We start from the raw sequence: 22,022 nt of genomic DNA, 5'->3' as shown, positions 1-22,022 counted from the left end.
GCGGAAAGGGGCTGTCGTAACCCAATGAAGTGACGGGCAATACCCGATCGGTCCGTCCGACGTTCGGGGATTCTTCCGCCGCCCTAAAGGGCTGCGCTACTAAAAGGAGGACATCCCCGGCGTTTTCAGAAAGGCTCTCGATCACTCCTCAAACCGCTGCTCCCGCGCAACCGGGAGTCTGTGACTGCGGAACGTTGGTGTTTCCGCCGGGAGGACTTACCGGCGGGTGGCGTCGACTGGAGGGGCGGGGTTTTCCCCCGCCCGTTAACCCGGGTGTGCCGTTGGCGGGTTCATGACAGGAACAAGTTCCGTTCTGAATCTCAAAAGCTTCAGGAGCTGCTTTCGATTCCCCGGGCCGGCACCTCCTCCCAGCCGGTGATCATGGCCCGGATGTGAGCGCCCACCGTGTGGCCGGTGGTGGTCATATAGATGTGCACGATGAGGAAGATGAGCAGCGAAAAGGCTCCAATGGTGTGGACGATGGCCACCGCACCCAGGGAAAAGGGGGCTTCCGGCCCCGCCCAGGAATTGTACAGGTAGTAAAGAAGACCGGTGACGATCTGGATGGGAATGAGAGCCAGGGAGATCCCCAGATAGGTGAGACGCTGCAGGGGATTGTGTTTTTGTCTCTCGCTCTTGGGAACCGGATGGGGTTCTCCCCGAAAGATGCCGTAGGCGTAGTAACGCGCCACGCTGAGGAGCTTTCGGGTGGTGGGGATGTACTGCTTCCATTCCCCCGTGGTGAGATTCCAAAAGATGATAAAGACATAGAGAACCAGCCAGGTGATGCCCGCCGTGTTGTGAAGTTCCACGGCCTTTTGGAAGCCGAATATCTCGTAGGCCCCGTGCACTTCCAAGCCCGTGATGGCCAGGAAGATGATGAGGGCGGCCTGGGCCCAGTGCCAGAACCGCTCAAAGCGGCTGTAGAGATAGATCCGTACCATACCGTTTTCGCTCATGGGAAGCTCCTTCCTATTCGAAACGATTACTTGTCTTTTCTGCGGCCGTTGCTGAAGAATCGTGCGCCCCCGTGGGCCAGCACCGCCACCAGGGCCGCCAGCATGCCGCCCCAGCCCAGGGCGTCCACGGCGGGATGCGAATCGCGGCCCGGCACATAGAACCCCTTCAGGTTTTTCAGCCGACCGTTGGGGCTGTGGCATTCCACGCACGAAAGGGCCTGTTCCTTGGGGGCCACCATGTGGGTGGACTGGAAGACGAATTGGGTTTCGATGAAGTCCACCTGGCCGCTGAAGGGCAGGCCCACGTATTCCATGCCCGCCTCTGCTGCCTTCTGCCAGTCGTAGCCCTTCCAGTAGGCGTCGGGGTCTTTGCCGAAAAGGTGAGGCACGATCAGGGTCTTGTGGACCGGGTCGTAGGGTTGCTTGCCCCGATGCACCTTGAAGGGATAGATCCGGGCGTTGGGGTCGTCATAGGATCCCATGGGCCGGTTCAGCTGCACCGGGTTTTGGGAGGGGTCCACCTTTTCCGTCAGGGTCAAGTACTGGATCTTTCCGTTGAACCAAAAGTATTCGGGCACCACGTTCTTTTCCCACCGGAAGGCGCCTTTCTTGCCGTCATAGACGATGCGCCCGTCTTTTTCCTTCACCACGGGCTTGCCTTTTTCGTTGAGCTTGCCGGCCTGGGACCAGTCCCAATACATCTTGGTAGAATGCTCCCGGGCGATGGCGGGGATGTGGCATGTCTGGCAGGCCACCTTGTCCGTGTGATCGTTGGCCTTGATGTGGTTCTTGTGCGGTGTTTCCGAATGGCATGCGTAGCAGGTGATCCGCTTGATCTGATCGTAGTCCAACAGACTTCGCCGATCTACGATCTCACTGGACTTGTAGCAGCGTCCGGAAATGGCATGCCGCTCCGTGGTGTGGCACCGGGTGCAGGTGAAGTTGAGGCCTTCGGCGTCCATGTGCACGTCCAGGGCCTTCTTGGGGCTGAAAAGGCTCGCGTCCAGGTCGCCGTGCTTGACCCCTTCCCCCCCGCCGCCGAAGAAGTGACATGTGCCGCAGTTCTTCCGGGTGGGACGACCGACGGACTGGGCCACCTTGTTCCATTCCGGCGGCATAAAGGTCTTGCCTCCGAACTGGGTGGGCTTGGCCGGCGGATAGCCCGCCGCCGTGGGGAACTTCTTGTAGGTGCCCGTCTGTTCGTGGCACACGAGGCAGTCCACCTTGTCCTGGCGCGAGAAGTCGAAGTTCTTGTCCTCCCAACCATAGCCGATGTGACAGGACGTACACCGGGGTTCGTTGGACTGGATATTGATGCAGAAATTGTTGATCACGTCCCCGCCCTTGCCCAGCTTGGCTTCGGGCTTGGCCGCCGGACAAAGCCATGTCCAGTGAATGGTCTTGTGAATCTGGGTGGCGGCTTCCGTGTGGCATCCCAAGCAGGCCTGGGTGACTTCCTCCGGGGAGGAGAATTCCTTTTGCAGCTCCTTGAACTTGGAATGATCCGCCGTGTTGTTGGGGGAATAGGGGATGCCGTAGGGAAACTGCTTGCCGGGATCGGCTTCCGCCGTCGCCCGAGCCCCATGGGGCATGAGCAGGACGCAGAAAGTGACCGCCAAAGCGGACAAATACAAGAGTCGCCAGCGGGTTCCATGGGTTTGCATACCGTTTCCTACCTCTCTTTCTATACGATTCCTTGAACAGTAAAAGAACGTCCTCATCATGATAGACAAGAAACGTGCCAGCGAACCGGACCCGGAGGTCAAAATGGAACATCTTGAATATAGTGGAGGAATCAAAAGGCCATTGTGCGGAAATGCCCCTGAGTGTTAAGCAATGTTTGCCGGCAAGGGAAACATACCTTAACGCGAAGGAAACAAGATGGATAACAGCTTGTACCGTGCCGTGGTGGAAACCATGCACGACGGCCTCCTGGTGGTGGACACGACAGGGCGCATCCTGGCGGTGAATCCGGCCTTCGAGGCCATGACGGGTTACAGCAGCTCGGAGCTGGTGGGACGATCCTGCCAGGTGCTCAACTGCACCGGTTGTGAGATCACCGCGCATCTGGAAAACGGGCATTGGTGCACCCTGTTTCGGCGAAAGTCGATCCGACGCCGCCGTTGCGAGATCAAGGCCAAGGACGGACGGACGCTCCACGTGGTCAAGGACGCCACGGTGCTCCATGACGCTCAAGGGCGGGTGGCCGGTGCGGTGGAGACCCTGAACGACATCTCCGAAGTGGTGGCCAAGGAGGAGGAGATCCGGGGGCTGAGGGTGCGCCTGGCGCGGGGGGGCTACGCCCACGGCATGGTGGGGCTTTCGGAGCCGATTCGAAGGCTGGGAGAGCTCATCGAGCAGGTGGCCTCTTCGGAAGCGCCGGTGCTCATCTACGGCGAATCGGGCGTGGGCAAGGAGCTGGTGGCGCGGGCCATTCACGAGGCGGGCTTGCGCTCCAAGGGACCTTTCATCAAGGTCAATTGCGCCTCTCTCAACGAGAGTCTCCTGGAAAGCGAGCTTTTCGGGCATGTGAAGGGAGCGTTTACCGGGGCCATCCAGTCTCGGATCGGCCGGTTCGAGGCGGCTTCCGGGGGAAGTATCTTCCTGGACGAGATCGGAGACATTTCTCCGGCCATTCAGGTGAAACTCCTTCGGGTCCTGGAGGCTCGGGAGGTCGAGCGGGTGGGAGATCATCGCCCCATTCCCGTGGATGCTCGGATCATCACCGCCACCAACAAGAGCCTGGAGGAGCTGGTCCGGCAGGGCCTTTTCCGCGAGGATCTCTACTACCGGATCAACGTGGTTCCCATCGTGGTCCCTCCCCTTCGGGAACGCCTGGAGGACATCCCCCTGTTGGCGCAGGCCTTCATCGAACGCATTTCAGCACGGAGCGGCAAGCGCATCCAGGGACTCACCCGGGAGGCGCTGGATTGTTTGGTTCGATATGCATGGCCGGGAAACGTCCGGGAGCTTTTGAATGCCATGGAATATGCTTTTGTTTTGTGCCGAGGGGACCTCATCGCTCCCGAGCATCTGCCGGCGCGCATCGTGGGGGGTGTGGCCCAATCTTGCGAATGGTCGCCGGGCCAGTCTCTACCGACGGCGGTCCCTGGGGCGTCCAGGGAGGACGAGCAAAGGCGGGCGGTGATTCGAGCCCTGAAAGAGACTCGGGGGAATCGCACCAAGGCCGCCGAACTTCTCGGAATCAGCCGCGTGACCCTTTGGAAGCGCATGAAGAAGTACGGCATAAGCTGAAAGGGATGGGCGGCGCCCCGAAGAAGCCCCGTTGCTTCTTGTCGGACAATCATCCGGCCCAGCCCCCTTTTCCACCGGCTCGCCCCGTGATACGATTTGGAACACGACGAGCCTGACAGGTGCGGACATTGGATCCGTGGAACGCCGGGACGGTGCAACCGGATTGCAGCCACTTCAAAGTCCTGCCCCCTTCCCATCCCTCCTCCTGAAGATTTCCGCTCTGCTTGCTCCAGGCAATAGGAACTTCCGTCGCTAGATCGCCGCACCCACAGCGCCATGACGGCCCGGGAGGGTTCGTCCGATCTTTTTAGGGCGGCATCCAACAAACGCGGGAGGACGGCCATGATCACGGTGGAAGACGGTGAAATGCTGGCCAAGGTCCAGACCTACGAGTTGAACCGGGGCAAGGAAAAGTTTCTCATCGATGTCTACGAAATCGTTGCGGGCGGGGACACCCCTTTTCGCTACTGGGCCTTTCCCAATCTGATCTTCGTCAAGGGGCGGCGCCGTTATTTCGGCAAGGGAAACACGGAAAAGGAGGCGCTGCGCGACTGCCTGAGGCGGGTCCGGTCGGCTTCCTTGGAGGAGATCTTTCCGGATCTGGACGAGGACGACCCCAAGGGGCCGGCCGAAGTGGTCCAGATCCGCCTGTGAGGAATTTCCCGGTTGGTCCCTCGGGACCGGCTGCCGTCTTGGAACGGGGAGTGGGGCTCTGCCCCGCGCGGACGGTTTGCGGGGAGGAGCCCTTCGACCAGGAGACCGGCAAGACCGTAGGGGCGATTCATGGGTCGCCCCTACGGCTTTCGCGTGTTCCCTACTGTACCAAGCGGTTCTTGACCAGATCCTCCACCACGTGAGGTTCCGCCAGAGTGGAGGTGTCGCCCAGGTTTTCGATCTCGTTGGCGGCCACCTTCCTGAGGATGCGGCGCATGATCTTGCCCGATCGGGTCTTGGGAAGCGCCGGGGCCCACTGGATGAAATCGGGCGTGGCGATGGGACCGATCTCCTTTCTCACCCACTGCACCAAGGCCTTCCGCAGCTCTTCGGTGGGTTCCACGCCTTGGACCAAGGTCACGTAGGCGTAGATGCCCTGGCCCTTGATGTCGTGGGGGCATCCCACCACGGCGGCTTCCGCCACGGCCTCGTGAGCCACCAGGGCGCTTTCGATTTCGGCCGTTCCCAGCCGGTGGCCTGAGACGTTGATCACGTCGTCCACGCGCCCGGTGATCCAGTAATAGCCGTCCTCATCGCGCTTGGCACCGTCCCCGGTAAAGTATTTCCCTGGATATTGCACAAAGTAGGTGTTGATGAAGCGCTGGTGATCTCCGTAGACGGTGCGCATCTGGCCCGGCCACGAATCGAGCATGACCAGATAGCCTTCGCAGGCGCCTTCCAGGATCCGGCCTTCCTGGTCGATGATGGCCGGCTGGACGCCGAAGAAGGGACGCGTTGCCGATCCGGGCTTGAGGTCGGTGGCTCCGGGAAGGGGCGTGATCAGGATGCCGCCGGTTTCCGTCTGCCACCAGGTGTCCACGATTGGGCACCGCTTTTCGCCCACCACGTTGTAGTACCAGAGCCAGGCTTCGGGGTTGATGGGTTCTCCCACCGTGCCCAAAAGTTTCAAGGACTTGCGTGAGGTGGCCTTCACCGGCTCGTCGCCCTGGCGCATGAGGGCCCGGATGGCCGTGGGAGCGGTGTAGAAGATGTTCACCTGGTGCTTGTCCACCACGCGCCAGAACCGGGAATAGTCCGGGTAGTTGGGCACGCCCTCGAACATGATGGAAATGGCGCCGTTGGCCAGCGGGCCGTAGATGATGTAGCTGTGGCCGGTGATCCAGCCGATGTCCGCCGTGCACCAGTAAACGTCCCCGTCCTTATAATCGAAGACGTACTGGTGGGTCAGGCTGGTATAGACCATGTAACCGCCCGTGGTGTGGAGCACTCCCTTGGGCTTTCCGGTGGACCCTGACGTGTAGAGAATGAAGAGGGGATCTTCCGCGTCCATCACTTCGGCGGGGCAGTCGGCCGAAGCGTTTTCCATCAATTCATGATAGTAAAAATCCCTCCCCGCCACCATGTTGACGGGCGCACCGGTGCGGCGGACCACAATGACCGTCTTCACTTCCGGGCACTTTTGCAGGGCCTCGTCCGCGTTGGCCTTCAGGGGAACCCTCTTGCCGCCCCGTAGCCCCTCATCGGCGGTGATGAGCAGCGTTCCTTCGCAGTCCTGGATGCGGTCGGCCAGCGATTCCGGCGAAAAGCCGCCGAAAACCACCGAATGGATGGCGCCGATACGGGCGCAGGCCAAAACCGCCACGGCCAGCTCGGGGATCATAGGCATGTAGATGGTCACCCGGTCGCCCTTCTTCACCCCCTGCGCTTTGAGCACGTTGGCGAACTTGCAGACTTCCTCATGCAGTTCACGGTAGGTGATCTTGCGATCCTCTCCCGGGTCGTCCCCTTCCCAGATGATCGCCACCTGGTCGCCCCGCTTTTCCAGGTGCCGGTCCAGGCAGTTGTAGCTGGCGTTGAGCTTCCCGCCGTCGAACCACCGGATGTGAACGTCGCCTTCGTAAGAGACGTCCTTGACCGTGTGCCAGGGCTCGAACCAGTCGATGCGTTTGGCCTGTTCCGCCCAGAATCCTTCCGGGTCCTTCACGGACCACTCGTACATCTGGAGGTACTTTTCGTTGTCGCACCAAGCGTTCTTTTTCCACTCTTCGGGAACGGGAAAAACCAGATTGCCGCTCATTCAAATCCTCCCCACCTGTCTAGTGCCGTCCTTGGGTTGCGCTGCAGCAGCCAACCGGGCAGATGTCGTCGCCTCGGGAGCCGGCGATTCGCTTCGGTGCGGGCATCGGGGGGGCGCGTGAAGAACGAAGACGGTATGGTTTCATGGTTTCCCTTCGTTTCGGAGTCTGTAGGTGTCCCGTCCGCCCTATCCCTCGGGGGAGCGGGGGATGCGGGGCGAACGAATCGGCGTTCCGGTGCACGACTCCTGCTACGCAAGCCGCATAAGATTTACGTGCTCGCAGCCGTGCGGCCCGAAAAGGGATGAAGACTCATTCTGTCGTGGAGCGGGCAGAAGGGTAATTCGGCGGGTCTTCCGCAGACAACCGCACTCGCCCAGCCCAGCGTCCACTTGAGATGGGATGGTGAAACCGAAGGTGCGAAAAGAATGGTCGTTCTGAAAGTGAGTAAAAACCGCTTGTGAAGTCGAGTCCGGATCAGCTATCCGCAGGAACACGAAACAGCAGCACATCCAAGCCTAGTGTTCCTCTCTACGTTAAGATACCCATAGCAGGGCTTTCGGGGCTTGTCAACACGTTGCTAGGAGCGTGCCCGACAATGGCTCTCCGGCTCAAGATGTCGGAGATCTGGGATCCCTCGTAGCCGCGGGGCTTCAGCCCCGCGGGAGACGGCCATCGCAACCCCATGAAGTGACGGGCAATAGCCGATGGCCCATCCGACGCCCGGCAGTCTTCCGCAGCCCTAAAGGGCTGCGCTACGAGAAAAGCGGTCAGCCCCAGCGTTTTCGGACAGGCTCCTGGGAGCTTGTCCGACAATGGCGAATTTGCTTCGTTCAACGCCCCTTCGTCATCCCCGCGAAAGCGTGGATCCAGTATTTCCGGCAACCTATGGACTCCCGCTTGCGCGGGAGTGACGGTTAGGGGAGTTCTTGGACAGGCTCCTAGGAACCTGTCCGAGAATGCCGATTTTGGCGGTTTTGGGATGGTCCCCTTCCGCGGGTCTGAAGCCCCTCGGCTACGAATGACTTCGGGTCCCTTGGCCATAGAGGAAGGAGACTCGTTCTCGGGAGCAAGGCCCCCTTGCCTTGCCCGGCTCGTGGGAATTCTGTAGTCTTTGCCGGTTACGGCCTTCCGCGCATGGGAGGGACTCATCCAAGGGCTTGGCGGGTGCTGAAGGAGGTGCCGGGGTGGAGGGAAGAGATCGGGAACAGACTTTGCTAAAGGCGCTCTGTGACCTGGTGGGGGTCCAGGCGGTCTATCGGGATGCCTGGGGACGGGAGAGGTCGGTGGGCCGCGATTCGCTCAAGGCGCTTCTCCACAGCCTGGGATACCCCGCGGAAAATCCAAAGGACCTGGAAAACTCCTTACGGACCGCGATGATGGAAAAATGGTCTTCCGTGGTCGAACCCGTTCAAGTGCTCCAGGAAGACCATCCCGCCGTGCCTCTGCTGGTGACCCTTCCCGAAGGACGAAGCGACGCCTTCTTCCGGTATCGGCTCCGACGCGAGGACGGGCGAGAACTGTGGGGGGAAGGCCGCCTGGATGCCGGTATCCCGGTGGAAGGGGCTCTGGTGGAAGGGGTGCGCTACGAACGACGCCTCTTCCTGGTGAGCGCCCCGCTGCCACCGGGTTATCATCATTTGGACCTTTTTCTGTTCCGTTCGGGTTCCGAAGAAACCTACGCGCAGGCTATCATCATAGCTCCCCGCCACGCCTACGTGCCCGAAGCCCTGACGGGGGAGGGCCGCACTTGGGGAGTAACGGCCCAGCTCTATGCACTGCGCTCCGGGACCAACTGGGGCATCGGCGATTTCTCAGATTTGAAGGCGCTCATCCACTGGGCGGCCGACCGGGGGGCCGGGTTCGTGGGGATCAACCCCCTCCATCTGCTCTTTCCCAACGATCCGGAAAAATGCAGCCCCTACGCGCCTTCCAGCCGGAGGCACCTTCAGCCCTGGTACCTGGACGTGACCGCCGTGCCGGAATTTGGGGAAATCCGGCAGGCAGGCGGCTCCGTGACTCTTCAGGAAGCGGAACGGCAGGTGGAGCGCCTGCGAAGCGAGCCCTTGGTTGCCTACTCCAAGGTCTGGGCCCTCAAAAGGCGGATCCTGGAAGAGCTCTTTCGCCATTTCCGTGATCACCATCGGGCGAAGGATACGGAGCGGGCGCGCGCCTTCCGGGCCTTCTGCCGGGAAAAGGGCGAAGACCTCTTCCACTACGGCGTATTCCATGCCCTGGATGACTATTTCCGCGACCGGGACCCGTCGGTATGGGGCTGGCCCTTGTGGCCCGAACCCTATCGAAATCGCCGATCATCGGAAGTACGGCAATTTGCCGAAGCCCATGCCGAAGGGTTGGCCTTCCACCAATATTGCGCTTGGAATGCCTGGGAACAGTGGGCGGCTTGCGGGCAATGTTCCATGGACCGAGAGCTGGCGGTGGGCCTCTACGGGGATCTCCCCGTGGGGGTGGATCCCGCCGGACTGGACGTGTGGATGGATCCCCGCCTCTACAACCGGCGGGTGCGGGTGGGCGCGCCGCCCGACGATTTCAACGTCAACGGCCAGGAATGGGGCGTAGTCCCCTTTTCCCCACAAGCGCTCAAAAAAAGCGCCTATAAACCGTTCATCGAGATCTTGAGAGCCAACATGCAGGTGACGGGGGCCCTGCGCCTGGATCACGTCATGGGGCTCATGCGCCTCTATTGGATCCCCGAGGGGGCCTCTCCCAGGGAAGGAGCCTATGTTCACTATCCGTTCCACGACCTGATCCGAATCGTCGCGCTGGAAAGCCGCAGGAACCGGTGCCTGATGGTGGGAGAAGATCTGGGAACGGTCCCGGAAGGCGTTCGCGAGACCATGAGCCGCAAGAAGATCTTCGGGTGCCGCCTGTGCCTGTTCGAAAGGGACGATGCCGGCCGTTTTCGGGATCCCGCCGAATATCCAGCCCTTTCGCTGGCATCCTTCGCCACCCACGATCTTCCCACGCTGGAAGGGTTCTGGAGCGCCCGGGATCTGGACGTGAGGGAGCAGCTGGGACTCTTCCCTTCGGAGGAGCTTCTGCAAAAGATGCGGGCCGTCCGTGAAAGGGACAAGGATCTGCTCCTGGAAAGGCTGAAACCCTACCGGACCGGCGACGGAGAAGAATCGGACGAGGCCGGGAAGGCATCCTCCGGCGAAGAGGCGGCGAATCGGGCCGCCGCCCTCTACGGCTACCTGGCGGCCACCCCGGCCAAAATGCTGGCGGTTTCCCTGGAGGATCTCTGCGGCGAGACGGAGCAGGTGAACCTCCCCGGGACCGTGACGGAACACCCCAACTGGCGCCGAAAGCTCTCTCTTTTTCTGGAGGACCTGAGCCGCCATCGGCGCGTGACCCGGATTGTGGAGGCCGTGAACCGCAGGCCGTGATCCGTGAGGAGTGACGGGGGACAGTCGACGGTTGATGAAGGACGGGGTGAGAGGTTACGGGGAGAGTTTCTTCATGCCTTCCGATATGGCCTTTTGCAGATCCGTGGGCGTGAAGGGCTTTTGAAGATAGGCCAGGGCCCCTGCGTCCAGCAACTCCCGAACGTCCTCTTTGGAAGAGAACCGCTGCACACGATGATGCGGCTTTCGGGAAGGAGGGCCCGGATGCGACGGAAAAGCTCCCGGCCGTGCATGTCGGGCAAGATCATGTCCATGAAGATCCAATCAAAGCGGGTCCGGCTTTGGGCCAGGATTTCCAGGGCCTGGGCGGCGTCGTCTGCAAACACCGCCTCGTACCCCAGCTCCTCCAGGATGGACTCCGCAATCTGGCGGACCAGGGGCTCATCTTCGATGAAAAGCACCGCACTCCCGCTCGCTTGCGGCACTTTCCCAGCCTCGACGGGGGCATCCGCAGCGGGCAGATAGACGTGGACCGTGGTGCCTTCACCGGGGGAGGATTCCAGCGAAATGGCCCCGTTGTGGTTGCGAACGATGCCGTAAGCCGCTGCCAGTCCCAGGCCCCGGCCTTGGAACCGCGTGGAATAGAACGGCTCAAAGGCGCGTCGGCGCGTGGTCTCGTCCATTCCCTCCCCGTCGTCCTGCACGGAAACGTGGACGTAGGGACCCGGAGGCAGGTTGCCCGCTGCGGAGGCTTCGGCGGGGCCGAGGGTTTCGTTCCGGCACCGCACCAGGATGTTTCCATGGTCGGACACCGCTTCCCCGGCGTTGGCCAGCAGGGCGGACAGCACCATCTGCAGTTGGGAAAAATCCCCCTCCACCTTCCAGCCCCCCGGCTCCACCTGCAGGTCCAGACGGACGGTAGGGGCTACATGGTAGCGGAGCTTGGGAAGGACTTCTTCCAGGAACTCACCAAGACGGCGTTTTTCCACCTGATACTTGCCGCCTCGGGCATAGGCGAGAAGCTGGGCCGTGAGGTCCCGCATCTGCAGGCAGGCGTCTCGCATTTGGTCCATGCTGTGCGCCTGCATCTCATCCGGCGGGCTTCGAAAGCCCATGAGTTCCAGATGGCCCAGCAGGATGGTGAGCAGGTTGTTGAACTTGTGGGCGATCCCGCCGGCCAGGGTGGCCACCGCGTCCATCTTCTGGGCCCGCTCCAGCCTTTCATGAAGCCGCTTGTTCCGTTCCTGGGCAAGCACCTTTTCGGTGATGGGGATCACCAGTTCCAGAACGGCGGAAATCTCTCCTTTTTCGTTCCGGATAGGCGTTGCGATGATCTCTGAATAGACGGGGTCTCCTTGAGCGTCCAGCCCCGTCTGTTTGTGGACCACATTGCCCCCACCCCTCTCGAAGATTTCCTTGACTCCGCATCCCGGGCACGGGGACGTCGCCTGGTTGTAAAAAAGGTGGCAGGGCATGGTCCCGGGTTCGCCGAAGAGGTCCTTCAGGACACGGTTGCTCCACAGGACTTTATATTCCTTGGATACGACGGCCACCCCCACATTGAGGAGTCCGGAAATGGTTTCGGCCACCCACTCCTGGGAAATGAAATCCAACGGGCCGGACGAAATGTTGCTTGGAGGAGGTACTTCGGAAGGAGCCGGCGTCCTGGGCTTCTTGCGCATAAACCCTCTTTCCACAACGCGGGTGCGATCCGACCGCACCACAGCATGCATGGGTGGTTTGGGTGTTTCAGGGCAAGGGCACTTATAAGGATGGTCTATTCATAGCCAAGTTGGCCTTTGAAAAAAAAGAGCAAAAAAACGACAGGTGGCGCACAGGGCCCGAAGGGCTGGGCCTTCCCCAAAGAGGCAGGGATGTGAGTCTGAAGCAATTTGGGATAAGACGGAGAGATGCCGAATGGGAAAAGGAGGCGGCCGCCTTCCGGCGGCCGCCTCATGACGCCCTCTCCCAGCCCCTCCAACCGGGTCGGGCAGAACCCGCTTTGGGAAGAGTCCCGACGGCCCGAAGGCCGTCGGGATCCGGACGGTGCCGCACCGCCTTCCCCTTTCAGTTCGGCACCGCCCGCAAACCGTGGAAGCACCCTGCGGGCACTTCCCCTTATGGCTTTGGGGAAAAGGCGCAGGACCTCGATCCTATCCCTTTCGCCTTTCCCCTTGTTTAACCTTGTGCCTTTCCCATCAGAAGCTGAAAAACACCTTCTGGAGCACCTTGGGCGTGATGCCCGCCATGTCCAGATACATGGTGATGCCGCCCATGAAGAACGGCCAGCCGGCCCCCATGATCATGGCCAGGTCCACATCCCGGGAGCTGTCCACCACCTTCTCCTTGAGGATGAGGTCGATTTCTTTGGCCAGGTTGCTCAGCACCCGGTCGCGGATCTCGTCGGGGTGGAACTCCTTGTCGCCCTTCTTTTCCCAGAGCTTTTCCACTTCCGGGTTGACCTTCTTCACCTTGGAACCCGGCACGTAGATGCTGTTGATGCCGGCGTCGATGAGCTTCTTGAAGTTGGCGTTCAGCGGGAACCGCTCGGGGCCGAAGGCCCGGTTCAACGTCTCGCACACGTGATAGGCCACCGGGAAGCCCACCAGGGCCAGCAGGTCGAACGGGGCCATGGGCATGCCCAGAGCCAGCAGGGCTTCGTCCACCTGGATGAAGTCCGCGCCCTCGTCCACCATGGTCAGGCAGTCGGAGAGCATCTTGGTGAGCAGGCGGTTCACCAGGAAGGCCGGGGCGTCCTTGACGAGCACACCCGTCTTCTTGAGCTTTTTCGCCAGGTCGAAGGCGGTGGCCAGCGTCTGGTCGTCGGTCTGGGGCGTCTTGATGACTTCCACCAGCGGCAGCACGGCAACGGGATTGAAGAAGTGGAAGCCAATCACCCGCTGCGGGTGTTTCAGATCCGATCCCATTTCGGTGACGCTGAGCGAGGAGGTGTTGGTCGCCAGGATGCACTCGGGACTGACCACCGCCTCGACCTCGGCGAAGACCTGTTTCTTGATGTCCATCCGCTCGAAGACGGCCTCGATGACGAAGTCGCAGTCGGCGAAATCATCGTAGCTCAGGGTGCCGTGGACCAGGCTGGAAAGATAGCGGGCCCTGGCCTCGGGCATGCGGCCCTTTTCCACCATCTTCTGGAATTCGCCCCGCACGTAGGCCACGCCCTTGTCCACGAACTCCTGCTTGATGTCCTTCATCACCACCGGCACACCCAGTCGATAGATGAAGACCTGGGCCAGCTGGGACGCCATGAGGCCGGCGCCGATGATGCCCACCTTCTTGACGGGCTTGGGCTTCACGTCCGGGATGCCCTTGACCTTCTTGGCATAGCGGTTCACCAGATCGAAAGCGTAGATGGAGCACTTGCACTGGCGGCTCTTGACCAGGTCGCCCAGGGCCTTGTTTTCTTCTTCAAAGCCCTGGTCGATGTCCCATTTCACGGCGCCTTCGATGAGCTCGATGGCCCGGTAGGGGGCCGGAGCCGCCCCGTGGACCTTGCTGTCCACGAAGGCCTTGGCCTTGCTCACGGCGGCCTTCAGGTTGGCGGTCTTGGGCGCCGGGCGCTCCACCTTTTCCTTGCCGGAGATAATGTTCACGAGGAACTGGAGGGACTCGTCGAAGAATTCGGCGCCGTCGAACAACCGGTCGGCGATGCCGATCTCAAAGGCCTGGGGGCCGTTGATCATCCGGTTCTGGTTCAACGCGTTGAAGACGATGAGCTCCAAGGCCTTTTCGGGCCCCAGGAGCTTGGTGGCCAGGGTGCAGCCGCCCCAGCCCGGAATGAGCCCGATGAAGCATTCCGGGAATCCCATGGCCGGAACGCTCTTGGCCACCGTGCGATAGTCGCAGTAGAGGCCGATTTCCAGGCCCCCGCCCAGGGCCACGCCGTTGTAGGCGGCCACCGTGGGGAAGGGCAGGTCCATGAGGCGCTTCATGATGGTGTGGCCGGCCTTGCCGATCTGGTAGCCCTGCTCGAAGGTGGTTACGAAGGGCACCTGGGTGAGATCCGCGCCGGCGGCGAAGATATAGGGCTTGCCCGTGAGCATGAGGCCTTTCACGTCGCCCTCGGCCAGCACCTTGTTGATGGCCTCGTTGAGCGACTGAAGGGCCGCTTCGCTGAAGACGTTGGGCTTCTTGTAGTCGTGACCGTTGTCCATGGTCACGATGGCGATCTTGCCCACGGGGGAGTTCCAAAAGTTGACCAGAAATTGGGTTACCGGTTCGCCCATGACGTTCCCTCCTTGCCTCACCCTATTCGGATTTGGTGTTCTGCAGGTTTTCCCAGATGACCGAACCGCCCTGGCCCAGTCCCACGCACATGGTGGCCAGACCGTAGCGGGCCTCCGGATGTTCCTCGAAGTAGTGCATGAGGTGCACCATCAGGCGAGGACCGGAGGAGGCCAGAGGATGCCCGAAGGCGATGGCCCCGCCGTAGGGGTTGAGGCGCTTGTCATCGGGAAACTTCATGCCGAATTCCCTCATGAAGGCGATGGCCTGCACGGCGAAGGCTTCGTTGAGCTCGACCACGTCCAGGTCGTCGAACTTGAGGCCGGTGCGGGCCAGAACCTTCTTGGTGGAGGGAATGGGGCCGTAGCCCATGATCTCCGGCTTCACGCCGGCAAAGGCGTAGCCCACCAGGCGCATCTTGGGCTTGAGGCCCAGTTCCTTGGCCTTTTCCGCCGTCATGAGCAGAACGCCGCAAGCGCCGTCGTTCAGGCCCGAGGCGTTGCCGGGGGTCACCTTGCCCTGGACGCGGAACGGCGTGCGCAAGCTCGCCAGACCTTCCAGAGTGGTGTCCGGGCGGGGCTGTTCGTCCCGGTCGGCCACAACCCAGCCGTTCTTGGTGTAGACGGTCATGGGGACGATCATCTTCTGGATCTTGCCTTCCTGGTAGGCCTTGAAGGCCTTCTTCTGGCAGAGCAGCGCGTATTCGTCCGCCATTTCCTTGGTGATCTCGGGAAACATGTCGTGCAGGTTCTCGGCGGTCTTTCCCATCACCAGAGCGTCTTCGGATACGAGCTTCTCGGTGAGGAACCGGGGGTTGGGGTCCGCCGTGGCGCCCATGGGGTGATGGCCCATGTGCTCCACGCCGCCCGCGATGGCGATGTCACAGGCGCCCATGGCGATTTCCGAAGCGGCGCAGGTGACGGCCGTCATGCCGCCGGCGCACATGCGGTCCACGGAATAGCCCGCCGTGGATTCGGACAGCCCGGCCAGGATGGCCGTGGTGCGGCCCATAGTGAGGCCCTGGTCGCCTTCCTGGGTGGTGGCGCCCCAGACGTTTTCCTCCACCATCTCGGGCTTCACCTGGGGGTTTCGGCGCATCAGCTCGCGGATGACCTTCACCACCATGTCGTCGGCGCGGGTCATCCAGAAAATGCCCTTTTCACCGGCCTTGCCGAATGCCGTGCGAATGCCGTCCACCAGTACCACGTCTCTCGGTTTCATGAGACTTCCTCCTTTTGAGCGTAAAGGGCGGGGGAGGGGGGCCGTCTCCGGCCGGAGCCTCCCCGTTTCACGAGATCAAGGATTAGACCAGCGCGAAGCCGGTTTCCGGAATTTCCAGCGGCGACTTGTCGCTCAGCATGATGGCACGCGCCTTGCCCGAAGCCTGGGTGAGCACCTGGGTCATCCAGAACTTGGCCGAGGCGATCTTGCCGGCATAGAAGGCGGCGCTGCGGTTGGATTCCAGCAGAGCCCTCTGAGCCTTTTCGTCTTTGGCATTGTGGTCGGCGAAGATTTCCTGGAGCTTGCGGTCGGCGATGTAGGCCTGCCACAGGAAATTGAGGCCGATGGCCACGTCGCCGAACAGATCCAGGTACGGCTTGGCGTAGAGGATGGGCACGTGGAACTCGTCGGTCATGCCCTTCAGGCCGAAGAACTTGGTGACCTGCACCAGGCTTTCGGCGGCTTCCTCGTAGATCTCGATCATTTCCCGCATGCGGTAGTTCTTCTTGAACCTGGCCACCATTTCGCGGCTGAACTTGACGGCGTTCATGAAGAGCCGTCCGCGCTTCATGGCGATCTTGCGGCCCACCAGGTCCAGGGCCTGGATGCCGTTGGTGCCTTCGTAGATGGAGGCGATCTTGCAATCGCGCAGGAACTGTTCCACCGGGTACTCGGAGGTGTAACCGTATCCGCCGTAAACCTGCACGGCCGTCTCGCAGACCCGGAAGCCCAGATCGCTTCCCACGGACTTGACGATGGGGATGAGAAGATCCACGTAGCCCTGGTAAAGTTCCCGTTCCTCTTCGGTTTCCGCCACTTCCGTGCGGTCGATGCAGTAGGCGGTCAGGTGGAGCAGCCCGCGGATGCCTTCCGTGCTGGCCTTCATGAACATGAGCATGCGGCGCACGTCGGGATGGTTGATGATGGCCACCCGTTCCGCCCCCGGGTCCTTCATGCGTTCCACAGGCGTACCCTGGATGCGCTCCTTGGCGTACTGGAGGGCGTGGAGGTAGGCGGCGCTGGCATGGCCCAGGCCCTGCATCCCCACGAAGAGGCGGGCTTCGTTCATCATGTCGAACATGATGCGCATGCCCTTGTTTTCCTGGCCCATCAAATAGCCGATGCACTTGCCGTTTTCACCGAAGTTGAGAACGGAGGTGGACGAGCCGTGGATGCCCATCTTGTGTTCGATGCCGGCGCAGTGCACGTCGTTGTCCACCAGGTTGCCGTTGTCGTCCACCAGAAGCCGCGGCACCAGGAAGATGGAGATGCCCTTGGTTCCCTTGGGGGCCCCTTCGATGCGGGCCAGCACCATGTGCACGATGTTTTCGGTGAGATCGTGCATGCCCGAGGAGATGAAGATCTTCTGGCCTTCGATCTTGTAGGTCCCGTCGCCCACCGGGATGGCCTTGGTGCGCAGATTGCCCACGTCGCTTCCGGCGCCGGCTTCCGTCAGGCACATGGTGCCGCCCCATTCGCCGGAAAACATCTTGTACATGTATTTTTCCTGGAGTTCCGGGGTGCCGTAGCGCTGGAGCAGCCGGGCGGCGCCGTGGGTCAGGCCCGGGTACATGAGCAGGGCCCAGTTGGCGGCGGCGAAGAATTCCACGCAGGCGTTGGCCACCGTGGCGGGAAAGCCCTGGCCGCCCACTTCCGGGTCGTCGGCCATGGCCAACCAGCCGCCCTCGCAGTAGAGCCGGTAGGGCTGGTGAAAACATTCGGGAACCTTCACCATGCCGTTTTCAAAACGGCATCCTTCCTGGTCCCCCTTCTTGTTGGTGGGGTAGAATTCCTGCTCGGCCAGCTTCTCGGCCTGCTCCAAGGCCATGTCGAACATTTCCTTGGAATACTCTTCCCACTTGGGATACTTGCAGAGATCCTCCACGTTCAGCTGTTCGTAAAGAACGAACTTGAGGTCCCTTTCATCCACCAGCAGCTTCATGACCGTGTCCTCCCCTTGTTGGTCGCTCTGTCCGTGTGGACCTTCCGGGCCGTCACGGACGCTCGGTTTCCGTCCGCTCCCCTCGGGGATCCTGCTGGATGCCCTTGAGGAAAAGATCTACGATGGGATCCGCCAACGTCTCCAGATCGTAGGGCCGACCGGCCAACACCCACGTGGACACCACCTCGTCCAACGTGCCGAAGACCAGCCGTTTGGCCAGGCCCAGCGGGATGTCCGGGCGGAAAACCCCCTCCTCTTGACCCTGCTCGATGACTTCCCCAATGAGATCCAGGTAGTTCTTCAGCTCCACCTTCTTGTAGCCGCGCATGAAACGGCTGCTCTGCCGCAGCTCCACTTGCAGGACCGCGGCCAGCTCCGGGTACGCCTGGAAGCCGGCCAGGTGCATGTGGATGAGCTTTCGAAAGCGGGATCGAGCGCCTTTTTCTTCTTCCAAGGCCTTGCGGAAGCTGATGTTGATCTCCTGCATCTTCTCTTCGAAGATGGAGATGAGAAGGTCGTCCTTGTTCTTGAAATAGAGGTAGATGGTGCCGTCGGCCACGCCGGCCATGCGGGCGATCTCGGACACCTTGGACTGGAAGAAGCCCTTTTCGGCAAAAACGCTCACCGCCGCGTCCAGGATGCGGCGTCGTTTGTCGGAATTTTTGTGGTTGTTGCGAGCGATGGCCGCGCCTCCTTCTGAATGAACCATCATTCAGAAAGCTGATTAAACTTTTCCCCAGGCCCCTGTCAAGGGAAAAAGTGACGGGTGACGGGTGACGAGTGACGGGTAAGAAGTGAAGAGTGCCGGGGCGGATAATTTTTCTCCGCAGCCGTCCGAGCCCTTCTGTGCCCATTGGAATCCATTGCCGGTCCTCTTTCTCCTCTCCCCCTCTCCCCCACTCCCCACTCCCCACTCCTCACCCCTCACCCCTCACCCATCACTCGTCACTCGTCACTCATTGGTGATAGAATCGAGAAAGACATGGAGATGGGGGTGTCGGAAGCCATGACGGAAGAAGAAAAAGACAAAAATGCCCAACCGGCGGGTCCGCTCCAGAGGCCGCTTCTGCTCTACATGCTCCACTGCGGCCTGGACGGAAAGCTGCTCCAAAAGATCTGCGCCCGGCACGGCCTGAGCGTGGAGATCCGCCAGTTTCCCCGGGAGCAGGCCTTCGCCTACCACATGCACCCGCAGTTCCAGACGCCGGATCTCATCCTCATCCGCGGCCATTTCATCCAGCTGGTCCATGAGTGCGACAAGGAGCGCCACATTCCCTACGTGGTGGTTTCTTCCAAGCTCAAGTACGGAAACGGCCAGCCTGTCTTCATCCACGCCGATAAGGGCTACGGGGCCCCGGAGACCCTGGCCCTGTACCATGCCATTGCGGAAAAGCTCAAGGAAGTGGTAACATCCCGAAGTCCCTACGAGAGTAAGGCTGCGGCGGCTCAGACGACGGATGAACCCTCGTGCTGACGGTTGTCTTTCACGAAGGCTATCTCAGGCGCTATCCCACCGGTGCCGTGGAAACCCCGGCGCGGGCCCGCGCCGTCATTTCCAAACTCAAGAACCACTACCCGGTCGTCACCCCGGATCCGGCCCGGAAGGAAGATGTCCTGAGGGCCCACGAGCCGGAGCATCTGGTGCGTGTCCAGCTGGAAGGCATGGACGTCCTGGAGGCGGCCTTCCTGGCGGCCGGCGGGGCCCTTTGCGCGGCGCGATTGGCCCTGTCCGGACGGACCGCCTTCGCCGCCATCCGCCCTCCCGGGCACCACGCGGGCCGTAACCGCTACGGCGGCTTCTGTTTTTTCAACAACATGGCGGTGGCAATCCGCTCGCTCCTGGAAACGGGGGCTGTGCAGAGTGCGGCGGTGGTGGACATCGACATGCACCGGGGGGACGGTACGGCGGAGATCCTGGGAGGGGATCCGCGCGTTCAGCTGGTGGACATGACCTTGGCCGACGGAGCCCAATTCGTGGACCGGCTCATGACCCGATTGGCGCTTCTTCCGGACGTGGATGTGATCGGCGTGTCGGCCGGATTCGATCTTCACGTGCAGGATTGGGGAAATCTTTTGACCAACCGGGACTACCACCGCATCGGACGGGCTCTGGGCGAGACGGCACGCCGCAAGGCCCGCGGGCGCCTTTTCGCCCTCCTGGAAGGGGGCTACACGGCCCATGAGCTGGGAAAAGCCGTCTTGGCCTTCTGCCGGGGGCTCGAAGGGAAGGAATTCCCCGGGGCCCCGCCGGAGGGACGGCCATGAGCCGGCAGGGACGGGAGCCGACCGGGTTTCGGCCGTGGGGGCGCATCAAGGACGAGATGCGTCGGCTGCCTTCCGATTTCGCGGGGGCCTATCTCAAGGTTCAGGAACTGAACCGATTCCTTCTGGAGAATCCCGGATCCGCCGACCACGAAGCGGTTCGCCTTGTTCGGCGATTCCTGACCCACCGGCCTTATCTCAGGCAGCGCCAGGCCCTCTTTTTCTGTAAAGAGGCGGCCACGGGACTTCGTCTCATCATGGAGAACTGCCCGGGACGGGACGTGGTGGAGCATGCCCGCCGGGTTCTGGAGTCGCTGGCCCTGGAGGGGGAGGAGCCCTGTCAGCGGGCGTCTTCCGAGGTGCTGGGGGGCCTTCCCCTAGCCTTGAGCCCTCCGGACATGCCCTTGGGAGACTTGTCCGAGGCCCTTCCCATTTCCCTCCCGGAGCTTTTGAAGCGCCTGGCGGACCTGGCTGCTTCCCGGGAACGGGGCCCTGCGGCTCTAAGCCGCCCCCAGGGCTGGTTGTCGCGGGGGCGGAGCCTGATCCTGGATCGGGGCGCCGACGCCGGCATCCTGGTGGTGAAAACGGCCTCCGAGGAGCAGGGGGCGAAACTCCTCCTTCGGGAAATCGGCTGGATGCGGTTTTTGTGGCGCTGGGAAGACACCCGCTTGGGCCGCCTGGGCGGAATTCCCCTGCCCTTGAAGCTGGACGGCCGATGGCTTTTCCGACTGACCAAACGCCGCCCGTCGGACGTTTCCGGTCCGGGGAAGGCGGAGTGGGCCGTGGCCTTTCGGGCTCCCCGGGGCTACTTCTGTTATCCCAACCAGCCCTGTGGAGGCAGGCTGCCGTCCAAGGCGGTCTTTTTGGAGACCCTGTGCCGGAACGCGCTGTACCTGGGGAGGCTGGCATCCCGGGGCGTGGTGCACACGGCCCCCATTCCCCTTTTCCACAACCGGGTGCAGCAACACCGCCGAAACGACGGGGGAGTCTATCGGTGGCCGCGGGGCGGACGCCTGGACCGGTGGCTGGAGTCGTGCGACTTTCCCAATTTCGGCCGTTCCGGCATCCGGGACCTGGAACACCTGGAGCCTGCAGGGGCCTCGGGGGTCTCGCTCTATGAACAGGTGGGCATGCATCTGTTGAGTTTTCTTCTGGTAACGGGAAGCTACTTTCGCAATCGGGATCCCGGCCGGCGCGGGCTTCAAGCGGACGGATCGCCCGTGGACGCCCGACACCTCTTTGATCGGGCGTTTCTGACGAAGGCCGTCCGAAGCGTCTTCGAAAAGTACTACGAAGGCTTTACGGAGGGACTGCCGGCCCCGGAACCCGGATGGGATCTGGAACACCTGGCCCGGCGGATGATCGAGGAGATGGGGGTGGACCGGCACATGGAGGAGATCCTGAGGGTGCCCGATCAGGAACAGATGACGGACGAAGAGTTCATCCGGTTCCTGACGGACAGGGGTTTTCCGTCTGATGAGGCCGGCCGATACCGCAGGGGTCGGGAGGAGATCGTCCTTCGCACCGGCCCCCACCTGGGAGCCTTCAACGACCGCATCTCGCTTCCCGAAATGATTCGCTTCGTGGGGGCCGCCTCGGCACTGTGCATCAGCGGCCGCTATTTTCACCAGCGGAGGGGCTTCGCCGGCGAGGCCCTGCCCGCGCCAGCCTGAAAAAGATCGTGGGAAATCCGTCCCCAAACGGGGAGCAGGGTCATTGCTGGGGCTGATGATTCCAGGTAGGGGCGGTTCGCGAACCGCCCCTAGTGCGCCTGGGAGCAGGCGTGATCAGAGAGGTGAAAGTCCTCTTCCGGGAGATGCCCGCTCCCGGTAGTCGAAGGTAACTGCGTCGCCGTGAGGCGGGGTGGGAAGCAACCGGAGACGAACACATAGTCCGCAGGATGACGAACGCGATTCGGCCTTACGACTCGACGAGTCTCCTAGGGAAGGACGAAGTCCAGACCGTGTCAAAGCGGCAAGGTATGGTCGAGATACTGTGGCACTCGCAGACGAAAGGGCGAGAAACG

At 61.8% G+C, this 22,022-nt stretch carries 14 protein-coding genes; 6 read left to right on the top strand and 8 right to left on the bottom strand.

What is annotated here, in order from left to right:
- Nucleotides 1-329: 329 nt before the first annotated feature.
- Both BUB04_RS16470 and BUB04_RS16465 read right to left on the bottom strand, forming a co-directional pair.
- On the bottom strand, nt 330-959 hold the full coding sequence (locus BUB04_RS16470) for a cytochrome b/b6 domain-containing protein (RefSeq protein ID WP_073041522.1): 630 nt from the start codon (nt 957-959) through the stop codon (nt 330-332).
- A gap of 26 nt (nt 960-985) precedes the next feature.
- Nucleotides 986-2,623 carry a tetrathionate reductase family octaheme c-type cytochrome gene (locus tag BUB04_RS16465; protein ID WP_073041520.1) on the bottom strand — a complete coding sequence of 546 codons (1,638 nt, stop codon included), beginning with the start codon at nt 2,621-2,623 and terminating at the stop codon, nt 986-988.
- Between the two features lie 217 nt (nt 2,624-2,840).
- Here BUB04_RS16465 and BUB04_RS16460 point away from each other — a divergent pair, with 217 nt between their 5' ends.
- Nucleotides 2,841-4,214, top strand: a complete 1,374-nt coding sequence (locus tag BUB04_RS16460) for a sigma-54 interaction domain-containing protein (RefSeq protein ID WP_073041518.1) — start codon at nt 2,841-2,843, stop codon at nt 4,212-4,214.
- A 342-nt stretch (nt 4,215-4,556) separates the two neighbouring features.
- Nucleotides 4,557-4,868, top strand: coding sequence for a hypothetical protein (locus tag BUB04_RS16455; RefSeq protein WP_143156534.1), 312 nt, complete (start codon nt 4,557-4,559; stop codon nt 4,866-4,868).
- 160 nt (nt 4,869-5,028) lie between these two features.
- Here BUB04_RS16455 and acs read toward each other — a convergent pair whose 3' ends face one another.
- Complete coding sequence (gene acs / locus BUB04_RS16450; protein ID WP_073041514.1) at nt 5,029-6,966, bottom strand: acetate--CoA ligase; 1,938 nt, start codon at nt 6,964-6,966, stop codon at nt 5,029-5,031.
- Nucleotides 6,967-8,151: 1,185 nt separating this feature from the next.
- On the opposite strand from acs, the gene malQ reads away from it, so the two are divergent.
- Nucleotides 8,152-10,371: a 4-alpha-glucanotransferase gene (malQ, locus tag BUB04_RS16445; RefSeq protein ID WP_073041513.1), complete on the top strand. Its 2,220-nt coding sequence runs from the start codon at nt 8,152-8,154 to the stop codon at nt 10,369-10,371.
- A 71-nt stretch (nt 10,372-10,442) separates the two neighbouring features.
- Here the strand turns inward: malQ and BUB04_RS16440 are convergent, their stop codons facing one another.
- From BUB04_RS16440 to fadR, 5 genes are all read right to left on the bottom strand, one after another.
- Nucleotides 10,443-11,918 (bottom strand): hybrid sensor histidine kinase/response regulator, encoded by a 1,476-nt coding sequence (locus BUB04_RS16440; RefSeq protein WP_178372026.1) that lies wholly within the window; start codon nt 11,916-11,918, stop codon nt 10,443-10,445.
- Between the two features lie 609 nt (nt 11,919-12,527).
- Nucleotides 12,528-14,573, bottom strand: a complete 2,046-nt coding sequence (locus BUB04_RS16430) for a 3-hydroxyacyl-CoA dehydrogenase NAD-binding domain-containing protein (RefSeq protein ID WP_073041507.1) — start codon at nt 14,571-14,573, stop codon at nt 12,528-12,530.
- 22 nt (nt 14,574-14,595) lie between these two features.
- On the bottom strand, nt 14,596-15,792 hold the full coding sequence (locus BUB04_RS16425; protein WP_073041505.1) for a thiolase family protein: 1,197 nt from the start codon (nt 15,790-15,792) through the stop codon (nt 14,596-14,598).
- 82 nt (nt 15,793-15,874) lie between these two features.
- Complete coding sequence (locus tag BUB04_RS16420) at nt 15,875-17,734, bottom strand: acyl-CoA dehydrogenase (protein ID WP_073041503.1); 1,860 nt, start codon at nt 17,732-17,734, stop codon at nt 15,875-15,877.
- Nucleotides 17,735-17,786: 52 nt separating this feature from the next.
- Nucleotides 17,787-18,446 carry a fatty acid metabolism transcriptional regulator FadR gene (fadR, locus tag BUB04_RS16415; protein ID WP_073041501.1) on the bottom strand — a complete coding sequence of 220 codons (660 nt, stop codon included), beginning with the start codon at nt 18,444-18,446 and terminating at the stop codon, nt 17,787-17,789.
- 270 nt (nt 18,447-18,716) lie between these two features.
- Here fadR and BUB04_RS16410 point away from each other — a divergent pair, with 270 nt between their 5' ends.
- The 3 genes from BUB04_RS16410 to BUB04_RS16400 are packed head-to-tail and all read left to right on the top strand — an operon-like array spanning nt 18,717 to nt 21,669.
- Complete coding sequence (locus tag BUB04_RS16410; RefSeq protein ID WP_073041500.1) at nt 18,717-19,208, top strand: hypothetical protein; 492 nt, start codon at nt 18,717-18,719, stop codon at nt 19,206-19,208.
- A complete protein-coding gene (locus BUB04_RS16405; RefSeq protein WP_084076592.1) occupies nt 19,202-19,999 on the top strand; it encodes a histone deacetylase family protein in 798 nt (265 codons plus the stop codon). The genes BUB04_RS16410 and BUB04_RS16405 overlap by 7 nt, the downstream gene beginning before the upstream one ends.
- Nucleotides 19,996-21,669 (top strand): SidJ-related pseudokinase, encoded by a 1,674-nt coding sequence (locus BUB04_RS16400; protein ID WP_073041498.1) that lies wholly within the window; start codon nt 19,996-19,998, stop codon nt 21,667-21,669. The genes BUB04_RS16405 and BUB04_RS16400 overlap by 4 nt, the downstream gene beginning before the upstream one ends.
- Nucleotides 21,670-22,022 lie beyond the last annotated feature (353 nt).

Source organism: Desulfacinum infernum DSM 9756 (assembly GCF_900129305.1).
GTDB classification, from domain to species: Bacteria; Desulfobacterota; Syntrophobacteria; order Syntrophobacterales; family DSM-9756; genus Desulfacinum; species Desulfacinum infernum.
The sequence above is the reverse complement of the archived record's forward strand: the minus strand, read 5'-3'. Positions and strand labels throughout refer to the sequence as shown.